The sequence below is a fragment of the Mucilaginibacter achroorhodeus genome, assembly GCF_007846095.1.
GTDB lineage: Bacteria > Bacteroidota > Bacteroidia > Sphingobacteriales > Sphingobacteriaceae > Mucilaginibacter > Mucilaginibacter achroorhodeus.
In genome coordinates, this window is the sequence record NZ_VOEI01000002.1 from 836,450 (window position 1) to 850,279 (window position 13,830).

Sequence of the window (13,830 nt, forward strand, 5' to 3'; positions counted from 1 at the left end):
TTGGTTTACTTGATCTTCATTTGTAATTTTTGGTTCACCAGATCGCCTATTTTGATACCGGTCTGGGTGCCGATGTCGCAAGCTATTTTGTAGTGGATACCACCATACACACGCGACATAGATGCTTCCCGTGCAGCATCCCTAAATGACTTGAATGAACGGGGCGGTATGCCAAACTCAGATTCAGAAGCATCGGTGTAAGCTTTTTTATCACCAAAACTATCAGTCAAAGTCTCTGCAGCTGCAGCTGATATTACTGCATGCCCGCTGATATATTCAGGAAACGGGGGTGTTTGGATATGTGGTTTCCAGTCAGGATCGATGAGTTTGTTGATCACCGTTTCGGGGCGTACACTATTTGATTGATATTTAATGTACCAGCAATTAATAAAGGCATCAAACACCGCGATAGAAGCCTTTGTGTAAGCCGCTACGGTGGTGTTAAAATCAGCATTGGTCATTTTTGAACCAATACCCGCAATGTTCATCCAATGCCCTGCCGGTCCAAATTTTTTGGTGGCGAAAGAGGCATGGCCTATAACGTTCAGTTTAAAAGCGTTATCATCCCAAAAATCAACCATGTGGGTTTGGTCTGTTGTAAGGCTATCTACTTTTCCTTTAACATCCATTACGCTCTTATAAAACACGCTGTTCTTGTCCGCCATGTTGTAGGGCGGTGGCTCGGGTGCAGGTATCTGCGATGCCGAATCTAATACCATCGGCCTTATCTCTCCCCAGTGAGGCTCAAGCGCCTGAGCGTACATTGGCGGAGTAGGTATCCAGCGACCGTCTTTACGTACTACAGTGTATTTGCTGGCCGAACGTGTTTGCGCATAATTATCTTTCTTACTCCAACGCATAATTGCTTTGGCTAAAGAATCTGAATATGTTACAGAATTTTCAAAAACATCAGATGGCATACCTGCATCTTTTGCTTTTTGCTTCAATTCATCAACATAAGTAAACATACTTCCCTCCGGGAAGGTAACAGCGTTACCCACATAGCAAAAGGATAGCAATGAAGCAAATTGGAAATCTATATCCTTGCCTTTTTCGGGCTTAGGCGTGGCGGGCATATGTTTGATCTGCCCTGCCAGAGAGCGGTAATGCTTAGGGTCGCCGGCAGCAATTACTTCATATGCGGCAATGTTTGCGTATACGTAATTACGTGAGGCGATTACGGGCGGAAAGTTATTTTCTAATACGATATCATTAAGCTTTTTGACGGTAATACGATAAAGTTCGGGGTTATGAGTAACCTTTTGGTAGTCGGCTTTTTTGCATGACGAAACCGAGGCCGCAATACAGGCAATCAGTAATAAAAAACGCTTCATAGCTTAAAAAACAGGTATATACAAAGCTGCAACCGCGGTACAACTTCAAATTGGTGTTTGTATTTAAAAGATAAATATAAAGCTTTTGTGGCTATAACGAAGCATTTTTGAGGTTGATTTTTACCACTTTAAATAGCTAATTTTAGCCCCTTGCCAATAAGCGCTATTGGTGCCAATTTGCTGTGTAAATTATGAAGAAACCGGCTCTACTAATCACCGCCCTGCTTTTTCTTTTTGTTGTAAGTATCTACTTTATCATACCACAATATATAAAGGTAACCAGCAACGTAGAGGTTGATGCTAATGATTTAAACGTAGCCCGATTTTTAGTAAACAAAGCACCCTGGCAAAAATGGTGGCCGGGTAAAATTAAAACTAACGATAGCGTAAATTACACTTTCCAAGACATTGATGTTAAGCTGCACCATAGCACCTATGGCAGTGTAATGGCCAAATTAAAAAAGGGAGATTTAGATGCGGATAGCAAACTCAGCTACAACAGTACTGAAGAAATTGCATGTAACGTTCAATGGAACGCCGAAATACAAAGCTCCTTAAATCCGATCACACGCGTTAAACAATATTTTGCAATGAGAAAGCTGCGTGATGATATGCAGCAGATACTGGTAAGCTTTAAAAAGTTTATGCAGACAGATAGTAACATTTATGGATTTAAATTCAGAGTTGAAAAGATAATGACTGAGTTTATGCTGGTTACCACTACAAACTTAAAGGAATACCCTCAAAGCAATTTGGTATATCAATTTGTAGATAAGCTTAAACTTTACGCCAAGCAACAAAATATAAAACAAACAGGTGTTCCCATGCTTAACGTGCATCAAACAGACGACCACGCCTACCAAGTGATGGTTGCCTTGCCTGTTGATAAACCTGTTACCGGCAACAAAGATATCTTTGTTAATAAAATGGTTTTGGGCGGCAATACCTTACAAACCACCATTACCGGCGGACCACAAACCGTTAAAAACGCTTTCAGGAAATTGAAACAATATCAAAAAGACCATCATCTTACTTCACCCGCCATGCCGTATGAACTATTGGTAACCGATAGGATGTTTCAGCCTGATACGGCTAAGTGGGTCACAGTACTTTCGTCGCCTATCTTTTAGCTATCTGGTTACTAAAACCAGTTTACCATCATAAGTTGTAGCTATGAAACTGCTGCCTGTAACGGTTTTATAAGGATAAAAATGCGTTAACTCCTGCGAATTGATAAGTGCATTTACCCAATATTGCGGCTTGCTGAATTGCTTTGTGTTCTTGTCATAATGCGTTGAGACAAGACCCAGCGCATCGTATTTCCCTTCGTAAGGTACAACACCCCAAAAATTGCCATTGATCAAGATATCGTTCTCTTCATTATTGAGAGATACGATTTTTTTTACAGGCGCCTGCTGATAAAGATATGGGAGGGCAACTCCGTCTTTACTGTTCATCATGTTGCTAAAGAACATGGTGTTAAATTGATTAGCTTCTAATCGGCTATTGTTATCCAACTGATCTTTAAATATTTCTTCGGTAGTTTTATCTGCCATCTTCTGGAAGCTTAAGAATTCCTTTTTCAGGAAAGGCAATTCCTGCTCCAGATCATTTTTGGGGCGAAAAGGATAGTATTTGCTTTCGTAGTAATAAGATACTATGAGGTCGTTTTTGCCATCATTATCAACATCGCTGTTGTAAGCGTAAAGCGGTTGCTCGGGCGTAACATTGTATTTGTTATTCAGCCCCCAATTGCCACCAAGTATATCAGCTTTGCCATCGCCATCAATATCTGTTACCAACGCTGTTTGCCACCAACCTTTAGCTTTATCAAGCCCTGGAATCGCCTGTCTGCTTATTTTTTTATTTTTGTTGATAAACACCTGCAGCGGTTGCCACTCAGCGCTCACAACAATATCCTTTACACCATCGCCGTTTACGTCGGTCGCGCTTATATCTGTCACGAATTTTAAACTGGTAAGTTCCTTGTAGGCACTTTTGGGTGCAACAATAAAATCTCCATTTCTGTTGTTAAGCAACACCACTGATTCCGACTCCATGGTGTAATTACGGAACGGCACAGCGCTTACCAGCATCATATCCTGCAAACCATCTCCGTTAAAATCATAGGTGAATACCTGCGATGGCTGGGCAGCTATCTTTGGTAATTCTTTAGCCTCAAACTTAAGATTACCCTTATTGATAAACAACCGTGGCTGATTACGTTTTTCAACCTCAGCAAACGGATGACTGGCACTTAACACCACCAGGTCCTTTAAGCCATCGCCGTTGACATCCATCCATTCCGCATCAACGTCGGCCATATCTTTAAAGGCACCAAACGCTTCCACAGCAATTTTGTTAAACTTCCCATCCTTATTGCCGGCTAAAATGTATTTATCTTCCCCGGCTATACCGCCAACATAAATGTCTTCTATTCCATCATTGTTGGCATCAGCTACTGCAATGGCGGGAATATGTGGCAGGTAGCTATGGGGTAGTAAATTGTAGTAGTTAAAATCTGGTGTTTCAAAGGGTGCAACATTGGCTAAAACAGTTGCCTTTACATCAACATAACTAAACTGCTGTTCACCTTTGATAAAATCATTAATTGTTGTGCTGATATCTGCAGATGATTGGGTATTTTCTTTTTTGTAATTTATAACCGTTTTCTTACCCATTGCGAAATCCTTTATCAACTGGTAAGAATTGTCCGGCCAAACCACCATCATTTCTAACGGCTTATCATTTGCAGCAAACGTAAACAGCAAGTTACTACCTTGTGTGCTTGCGTATGCGGTACTGGTTTGTATCTCCTGGTGATCTACTTGTTGCTGCGACCTTACAAAAAACTTAGCACCTATTGCATCCGGATTTTGCGGGGTGTATTTAGCACTTAATTTGATAAATGATGGTTTTACGTCCCTGGCATTTTCCATCGTTAAATTTTGATAGATAAAAGCCGGTTCGTCCATGTTGTTGGTTACCAATTCAAGGTCGCCATCGTTATCAAGGTCCACGGCAACGGCACCTGCCGAGATGGAATTTTGAACCATGTCGTTACCTGCAGATATATCACTGAATTTCAATTCGTCGCCACCTTTGTAGAGATAATTATGCACCTGCCCATCAGGCATCAGGTTAATTTTTTCCCTATCGAAGAAACGACTTGTTTTAAAGTCTTTTATAACGTTAGGATCGCCCAGGTATTTAAGGTAATCCATATCATTTAAACGTTTTTTGATGCCGTTTGAAAAGAACATATCCTTGCGGCCGTCCATATCATAATCATACACCAGTGGCGACCACGTCCAATCTGTTGCGGACATGCCTGAGTACAGGGCAATATCTACAAACTTTTTCCCGTTGCCTACATTTAATTGCAGGCTATTTTTTGAATACTGATAATAATACCCGGCATTAACTTCCTGATTGTAAATATCCAGCGGCTCATCGTTGATGGTTGATTTAAGGGCCTTCATTTCGCCGGGCAGCATATCGGTGCTTATCACATCCAGGTGGCCGTCCTTGTTTACATCGGCAAGAGTGTTTCCCATGGAGAATAAACTGGTATGCCCAAAGGCGCTTTTCAGTTCTTCTTTAAATTTGCCGTTACGCTGGTTCAGATAATAATAATCCTGCTCAAAAAAGTCGTTACTTACATAAATATCATCCCAGCCATCGTTGTTAAGGTCGCCTACGCTTACACCAAGGCCGTAACCAATTGGCGCGGAGTAGATGCCTGATCCTTCAGTAACATCGGTAAAGTGGCCGTTATCATTGCGGAAAAGATGATCGCCTGCATCATGGCTTACTTTAAACCGCTGGGTGCTGTCGCCATAGGTATCGTTGCTATGTACAGATGATGTAAGCAAAAACATATCCAGGTCGCCATCTTTGTCGTAGTCAAAGAAAGATGCCTGTGTAGAAAAGCCCGAAAAAGCCAGGCCGTATTTAGCAGCAGATTCGGTAAATGTAAGGTCTCCGTTATTTATGTAGAGTTGGTTTTTACCTTTGAAGGTTTTAAAATTAGACACCACGCTTACGTAAATATCTTTGTAACCATCGCCATTTATATCTACTACCGTAACACCGGTTTTCCAGCTACCTGTACCTGCAACACCGGCTTTAGCAGTGATATCTTCAAATTTCAGATTTCCTTTGTTGAGGTACAGCTTATTGCTTTCCTGGTTTGATACAAAATAAATATCCTCTAAGCCATCGTTATTAAAATCGGCTGTAGCAACACCGGCTCCGTTGTAGAAATACAGGTAATCCAGGATGTTTACAGAATCTGTAGCTATGTTACGGTTAACAAAACTGATGTTAGTTTTATCTGCACTAAGCGATTTAAAAATGCCGCTGCCTTCTTTTTGGGTTTTACAAGAACTGTAAATAGCAAGGCCGGCGCCTATAAGGCTGCACAGTATCATCAGCTTTTTGTAAATCGTTTTCCGCTCTTCCCGCTTCCGTTGCTTTGCTTTTGGCATATTGCTTAACGTAGTTTGTAAGCCCTTAGCTTATCATCATTAAACCCAAACAGATAATATTTTTTGCCGGCAGCACTTTTTATAACCAGCGATGAGCGCACCTGCCCACCAAGTTTAATGCCGCTCTCTTTAGGCGCAAAATACTCAAAACCATTATCCGTGTATCTGTATACCTGCCCGTAACTGGCATCAAGCCTTCCAACTTCGGGCTTAAAGCCATAGAAGTTGCCGCCAAGTATAACAGCAGGCGTTTTTCCGCCGTCAATATTATCGCATAAAATGGTGTTAACACTTGATAGCTGGGCATTGTAAGGCATCAACACAGGCTTAAATTCACTGCCATTGTTCATAAAAATGGTAGATGCCATGTGGGTTATTTCATGCTCTTCTGACCCTTTTAGCATCTCATTAGTAAACACTTCGCTAAAGGTTTTTCCGGCGTAATCATTATACCGCAAATATTGTTTCTTTAAAACAGGCATTTGCCCTACCAGATCTGGCTTCATATGAAACACATATGGCTGGTGTTCGCGATAGATAGATGCAACGCATTCTTTTGTGCCGTTACCATCAAAATCTTTAACAAAAAGCTGCATAGGTTCTTGCGGGGTGGCTTTAAACTTGCTGTTTAAGCCAAGGTTTCCCGCCAGTATATCGGGCTTACCGTCGCCGTTAACATCGGCAATTGAAAGACTGCTCCACCATCCTTTGTATTTTTCCAATTGCTTATCCTGGGTGAAACTTCTGCCGTTATTACGATAAATATTTACACCCATCCAATTGCCGGCGATAACCAGGTCTGGATAGCCATTCCCATCAAGATCAGCCCAGGCGGCACCTGTTACCATCCCCGGTTTATCAGTGCCTAAAACCTGTTTAGTAACATCAGTAAATCGGCCGGTGCCGTCATTATGCATAACGTAAGAATTTGGCGATTCGCCATAGGTGCCGGGTACGCTTCTGCCACCGATAAAAAGATCTGGGTGCCCATCCTTATCATAATCGCAGGCCACTATTACCGAAGTATTTACTGCTACCGGTATCGCCTTTTGCGCATTGCGGTGAAAATTACCCTTTCCGTCGTTTTCATAAAAACGGGGATAGTAAATATTTGTACCGGCCTCTTCTTCATTACCCCCAACCCCGATGATCAGGTCCTGATCACCATCGCCATCAAAGTCGCCAAAGGCAGCGCCCGCATTCTCAAGGTACACCTGTTTTTCAAAATCAGGCACGTTAGCCTTTTTAAAGCCTCCGTTGCGCTGTTGTATGTAAATAGCTGGGGCATTTTCTTTAGAATTACCGAAATAAAAATCTTCCAGGCCATCGTTGTTTACATCTCCCTTGGCCATGTAAGGGTTCTCGGTAGATAACATTTGCAACATTAAGCGCTCGTTATCAAAGTCTATAAAATTATCCTCTGTATGCTTTGGAATCGAATCAAACAGGGTGGTCTCGGTTTCAACAAACATTGCTTTTACAGCAGGCTTTACGTAGTTATACTTACTTTTTGCATCAGTTACCTTGTAAGTATAAATCTTGTTGGCGTTTACATTTTTGACGGTTTGGTATAAACCACCCGGCCAAATGATCTGTAAAGAGTCGAGCCTATTGATCTTACCCAAACCCATGGTAAGTAAATTTGGTGATGTACTGCTCTGGAAACCACGGGTTGGCTGGTGGTAGTAAGTAAGCGCGGTTTTGCCGGCAAATGCCTTAACCGTTACACCCACACCAAAACGGTTCAAAGATGTGCCCTGTAGCTTTATTTGTATAAAATTATTTTTGAGTTTTTCAGCGTTGCTTTTGTAGATAAACAACGGCATGTTAACGTTATTAACTATTAAGTCGTTGTCGCCATCGTTATCCAGATCGCCGTATGCAGCACCGTTGCTGAAAGAAGGTTTATCAAGACCAAAATCTATAGCCTTATTACTAAATGTAAGATCCTTATTGTTGTGATATGCATAGTTGACAAGCGGCGTAGAAACCATTTTCTCGGTAAAATCCTTGTAGTCAAATTTCTTTTTCTCGGCTATCTTGTCCATATTCTCACGGTTACCCAAAAACTCTACATAATCCTGGTCCGTAAGGTCTTTATATATGCCGTTTGATACGAAAATGTCTTTCCAACCATCGTTATCCATATCAAAAAAAAGCGCCCCCCAGCTCCAGTCGGTAGCAGGTACACCTGCGCTAAAGGCTATTTCAGAGAATGTGCCATCACCATTGTTCAGTTGAAGGCAATTCTGCATAAACTGATTAAAGTAACCGTCGTGCTGTTTTAATTTGATCACATCGAAAGATTCGAACGATGTCATTTTCTTCAACCTTTTGTCCCCTTCGGGTAGCATCTCGGTAGTGAAAATATCAAGGTTACCATCGTTGTTGATATCGGCAATGTCTGATCCCATGGATGCAAGGCTCAGATGCCCCATCTGGTTCTGGATATCCTCTTTAAAGGTTCCGTTATGCTGGTTGATGTATAGGTAATCGCGTTCAAAAAAGTCGTTTGAAACGTAGATATCCGGGTAACCGTCATCATTTACATCGGCTACAGAAACGCCCAGGCCAAAGCCAATATCGCTGGAATAGACACCTGCTTGCTGGGTAATGTTTTTAAAGTGCCCGCCATCGTTAAGATAAAGCCTTGCGCCGCCAAGCGGATCAACTACTGCGCGCAGGTTTTGGCTAAAATCGAAAGAACCGATAGGCCTGAAAGAATTGTTGAGGATAAAACAGTCGAGGTCGCCGTCGTTATCCATATCAAAGAATATCGCCTGGGTTGAAAGTCCGTTATCTACAAGACCGTATTTCGCAGCTTCCTCTTTAAAAGTTCCGTTATGCTGATTGATGAAAAGCTCATTACCCTTTCGGTCAATGATGTTACCGCTGTGGCAAACATAAATATCTAACCAGCCGTCACCGTTTATATCTACCATGGTAACCCCGGTGCTCCAGTATTTGGTTCCCTTAACGCCGGCTTTATCGGTTATGTCATCAAACTTCCAATTACCTTTATTCAGATAAAGCTTGTTGCCCCCTTGGTTTGATGTAAGGTACACATCGTTTAACCCATCATTGTTGATGTCGCCTATTGCAACCCCGCCCCCATTGTAGTAATTTCGGAACGAGAATACGTTGGTACGGTCCTGAACATCAAGATTATTTGCAAAATCGATCCCTACGCTGCTATTATCCTGCAACGAAAAAAGTGTATCGCTCACACTGCTATTATGGCAGGAGGCAAAACTAAAAAGAATAAAAATCAGGGGTAAGAAACTGTTATTCTTAAGCATTACAAATCGCTCTCAAAAAACGAACGTAGCAAATTTCTTTGCTACGTTCTGTTAAAATCAAATATAATTAATTAGAAAGCTCGTTTCAATTAATTTATTAATAACCCGGGTTTTGTTTCAGGTTAGGATTGGTATCAACCGCACGCTGAGGAATTGGGTATAAAGTACGTGTTTTGTCTGATGCGTTAGGGCGCTGGTCAACCGGATCGTTGAACTTGCCGAAACGGATCTGGTCGTTTCTTCTCCAACCTTCCCAGTAAAGCTCGCGGCCGCGTTCAGCAAGTATGTCTGCTTCCGCTACCGAAGTATAAGTTTTACCACCACGAGGCGTGCTGATCATGTTCATGATACCCAAAGCAGTTTGGCCGTTAGGATCGGTACCACCACGGAAGATAGCTTCAGCTTTCTCTAACATTACATCGGCGTAACGTAAGATAACGTAATCGTTTGATGAGTTATCATCGTTAACGGTATTGTTGGCTGATGGTTGCGGGAAGTATTTGAATACACGGATACCTTGTGCCTCAGTAGAGAAGTTAAGGTTTACATCAGGTGTAAAGATAAGTGGCTTACCGCTACGCTGAGTTAAAGCTTTACCACCTGGGCCGTATTGCTGACCCACTGCAAAACCTGCCCTTAAACCAACTTTATCAGTTAAGCCAGGATATGCCACACCACGGCGCTCATCTGTTGATTGGAAAGAGTTGTAGAAGTCTGCAAGAGTTGTAAAACCGTTCCAGCCATCGGGTGTCTGGTTGTAGTGCAAGCCCATTCTCCAGCGATTTTTTGCTGATGCAGGTGCACTGGTAGTGGTGTTGTAAAAACCAAATATGTTACCACGAGATTGCTCTGAGTTATCCCAGGCAAAATCCTGGAAGTATTTACCGGCAGGCTCTAACTGGTAGCCGGCAGCGGTTACTTTATTAGCATAAGTGATAACTTTATCCATATCATCTTTTGCAAAAGTGAATGGACCACCAACAGTTGTTGCAGTGTAAACAGCTTTGTTAAGGTACACTTTAGCAAGCAGCGCGTCTGCTGCTGCTTTGTTAGCTACACCGATATTGGCTGATGTTGCAGCAAGGTTTGCTTCAGCAAATTCAAGATCTTTGATGATGAATGCTGTAGCTTCCGGGCGGCTCATAACAGTTGGAATAGATGACACCGGCGCGTTTGGATCACGGAAAGGTGCCTGGCCATATAGGTCAACAATTTGGAACATAAAATAAGCGCGAAGGAAACTTGCCTGTGCCTTGATGTTATTATCAGAAGCTGTAGAAATAACCTGTGTTGCACGGAACACACCAATATTTAACTGATCCCAGGTATCGTTCACCTGGTTGTGTGTCGGTGTCCAGGTGTGTGTATGCAATTTACGCCATGTACCAAAGTCGCCCCAGTCTGTACCGCGGGTTGGGCCCATCATTTCGTCAGTTGGGTGCTCTTGTAAAGCGTAGGTGTTTGCCTGATCTGTTTGACCAAATAATTGCGAGTACACACCGTTCAGGTCGGCAGCCCCGGCTTTAGCGTTTGGATCGTCAAAAGACTTTGATCCGTAAAGTTTCTCATCCAGTTTTGCACAACCGGTAACAGCCAGCACCACTAAACCGCAAATGGCTGCACGTGAGATTATATTTTTCTTTGTCATGTTATTAAAAACTTGCGTTTAAACCTAATGTGAAGATACGTGCTTTGGGGTAAGCCGTGTAGTCAATACCTCTTGAAGCTACGTCATTTCTTTGTTTATCGGTATTGATCTCAGGATCTAAACCACTGTATTTGGTGATCAAGAACAGATTTTGACCGGTTAAAGAAAGACGGAATGATTTGAAAACGCTCTGGTTAAGATTGAAGGTATAGCCCAAAGTAGCGTTGCTTAATCTTAAGAAATCACCTTTTTCTAAGAAGCGCGTTGATACCTCACCAGAGTTGAGCGGATTTTCGTTTGTAGCAGCTACTGCTTTGGTTACGTTACGACCGCTAACCAGGTTACCTTTGTAGAAGAACGCATTAGCAGTGTTGTTGTAGATCTGGAAACCGGTTGCTGCGTTAAGGAAGAAGCTGAAAGTCCAGTTTCTGTAGCCGAAGCTGTTGGTTAAACCAGCAGTGAATTTAGGATTAGGACTGCCTTGCAGGGTTAGTACGTCAATACCTTGAGGATAGATACCGAAACCGTTTGCATCTAAACCTGCATAATTAGGTACATTGAATGTAAACAATGGGTAACCATCAACAATTGCTTGTGAATAGGCACCAGATAAACCTTGGCCATCGATATTACCGGTCACGATCTGCCTGCCTTTAAAGTTACTAACTGTACTTTTGATAAAGCTCATGTTGTAAGCGATATCCCAGGTAAATTCTTTAGACTGAACAGCAGCAACGTTTACGTTGAACTCCACACCTTTATTCTCAACTTTTGCAGGAAGGTTTACGTATACCCTTGTAGAGAACGAAGGTTGTGCAATATCCTGTAAGAACAGCAGGTCGTTAACAGATTTATTAAAGTAATCTACCGAACCCGATACCCTGCCTTTTAAGAAAGTGAAATCTAAACCTGCACCATAAGTGATGTTTGATTGCCACTTAAGGTCATCATTACCCTGGTACAAACGGGCTACAGAGTTTCCGCCGAAATCCTGTAATTGTTTTACAGTTTTTGACAAGTATGGAGGGAACTCCTGGTTACCGGTTTTACCCCAGTTTACTCTTAAGGCTAAATCATCGAAGAAACCGCCTTTAGGCATAAAATCTTCGTTACTGATACGCCATTTAACAGCGGCAGCGGGGAAGTTACCGTATTTGTGGTTGGTACCAAATTTACTTGAACCGTCACGACGGATAGTACCGGTAATAATGTAGCGGTCTTTATAGCTGTAGTTTACACGTGCAAAGTACGATTGTAAACGGTAAGTTGCAGTATCACCAACCGGGTACGGCGTATGTTGTTGAAAATCGTTAATGTCCTTAACTAATTTGCCGGCAGTACCGGTTTTGAAACCAAACTCGTTATAATTCTCTCTTCTGAATGTTTGGTAAGAATAACCGGCCAATACTGTTAAAGAGCTGTTATCTTTCCACTTTTTGTCATAATTCAAAGTGTGCTCCGTTGTCCAGTTGGTAGTTTGACCGTATTGGTAAATAGCAGTACCATTACCTGTTGGAGAAGGATAATTTACTTGTCTGATGCCAATTGCGTCAGTATAACCGATAACGTTTGGATCGTAGAAAGTTTTTCTTAAACCGCGTGATATATCTGCACCGATATTTCCTTTGTATGATAAACCTTCAAACAGTTTAACTGTCATGCTAAGGTTATTTAAATAGCGGTTTACGTTATCGCGGTCATCAATTTGATTTAACAATGATACTGGGTTACGGAAGGTATTACCTTTTGGAAAACCGGCTTCGTAACCATTAAGGTTAAAATAGCGACCCTGATCATCAAATACCGGTACCGTAGGGTTTAGCTGTATAGCTGCACCAATTAAGCTACCATTAAAGCCGGCGTTATCAGATATAGGAGCAAACTGGTCTTTTACGTTTGAAAAAGTTGATTGTAATTCAAACTTAAGCCTGTCGTTAAAGAAAGACTGGCCACCGTTAAAACGGGCATTTAAACGCTTTAAAGCCGAGTTTTTAACAACACCCTGTTGATCGTCATAACCAACAGACGCGCGATAATTACCTGTATTATTGCCACCGCCAAAGCTCACGTTGTAGTTTTGAGAAATAGCTGTGCGGAATATTTGCTTTTGCCAGTCTGTGTTACCTCCATAATCAATACCGCCTTCAGATGCCGGCGCTGCATTTGAACCTACAGCGGCAACCGCTTTAAGGAACTCATCGCGACCAAGCAGATCATAACGGCTTGCAGTGTTAGCCAAGCTGGTGCTTGCTGAGAACTGAACGCCCTGGCCTTTGCGGCCCTTTTTAGTTGTTATCAAAATTACACCGTTAGCACCACGTGATCCGTAAATAGCAGCTGATGATGCATCTTTCAATACCGAAATGTTTTCAATATCATTAGGGTTTAAAAACGCTAATGGGTTACGTGCGGTAGAGCTACCTGCACCAACGCCATAACCACCTGCAGTAGCACCAGAGTTATCCAATGGAATACCGTCAACAACATATAATGGACCATCACCAGCACGGATTGAACCCGCACCACGAATATTAATGGTTGAAGCTGCGCCGGGCTCACCACTTGACGGAGTTACCTGCACGCCTGAGATACGGCCTTGAAGCAACTGGTCTGGCGTAGCAATAACACCTTTGTTAAAATCTTTAGGACTTAATGAAGCCACAGAACCTGTAGCATCTTTAACACGTTGCGTACCGTAACCGATAACTACAACCTCGCTTAAGTTGGTGCTTGCCGACTCAAGGCTTACGTTTAATGAAGTTTGACCGTTAATTGCAACTGTAAGCGGCTTGAAACCGATGTAGCTGAAATTTAGGCTTGTTACGCCTGCAGGGACAGATAGTTTGAAACTACCATCAACACCGGTTAGGGTGCCTACCCCACCCGGGGCGCCTACCGATACGCCAATCAATGGCGAGTTGTCTTTCTTGTCGGTAACTTTACCCGTAATGGTTTTGTTCTGGGCCATGGCCGGCTGAACAAACAGGCAAGTTATAGCAAGAAAACAAAATGCGAGTAAGTGTTTAAATTGCATAGTTTGTGGTTTAATTAATAATTGG

6 protein-coding genes are annotated in these 13,830 nt (G+C 42.3%); 1 reads left to right on the plus strand and 5 read right to left on the minus strand.

The annotated features are described in order from the left end of the window. Positions 1-5: 5 nt before the first annotated feature. Positions 6-1,334 (minus strand): vanadium-dependent haloperoxidase, encoded by a 1,329-nt coding sequence (locus FPZ42_RS09630; RefSeq protein ID WP_146270727.1) that lies wholly within the window; start codon positions 1,332-1,334, stop codon positions 6-8. Between the two features lie 191 nt (positions 1,335-1,525). Here FPZ42_RS09630 and FPZ42_RS09635 point away from each other — a divergent pair, with 191 nt between their 5' ends. Continuing rightward, positions 1,526-2,464 (plus strand): hypothetical protein, encoded by a 939-nt coding sequence (locus tag FPZ42_RS09635; RefSeq protein ID WP_146270728.1) that lies wholly within the window; start codon positions 1,526-1,528, stop codon positions 2,462-2,464. Here FPZ42_RS09635 and FPZ42_RS09640 read toward each other — a convergent pair whose 3' ends face one another. The 4 genes from FPZ42_RS09640 to FPZ42_RS09655 form a co-directional block, all read right to left on the minus strand. Then, on the minus strand, positions 2,465-5,824 hold the full coding sequence (locus tag FPZ42_RS09640) for a VCBS repeat-containing protein (protein WP_146270730.1): 3,360 nt from the start codon (positions 5,822-5,824) through the stop codon (positions 2,465-2,467). A gap of 5 nt (positions 5,825-5,829) precedes the next feature. Next, positions 5,830-9,051, minus strand: a complete 3,222-nt coding sequence (locus tag FPZ42_RS09645) for a VCBS repeat-containing protein (protein WP_186458731.1) — start codon at positions 9,049-9,051, stop codon at positions 5,830-5,832. A gap of 169 nt (positions 9,052-9,220) precedes the next feature. Then, positions 9,221-10,771 (minus strand): RagB/SusD family nutrient uptake outer membrane protein, encoded by a 1,551-nt coding sequence (locus FPZ42_RS09650; protein ID WP_146270734.1) that lies wholly within the window; start codon positions 10,769-10,771, stop codon positions 9,221-9,223. Positions 10,772-10,775: 4 nt separating this feature from the next. Continuing rightward, the gene (locus FPZ42_RS09655; RefSeq protein ID WP_186458732.1) at positions 10,776-13,739 is read right to left on the minus strand and encodes a SusC/RagA family TonB-linked outer membrane protein; all 2,964 of its coding nucleotides are present in this window, start codon (positions 13,737-13,739) and stop codon (positions 10,776-10,778) included. Positions 13,740-13,830 lie beyond the last annotated feature (91 nt).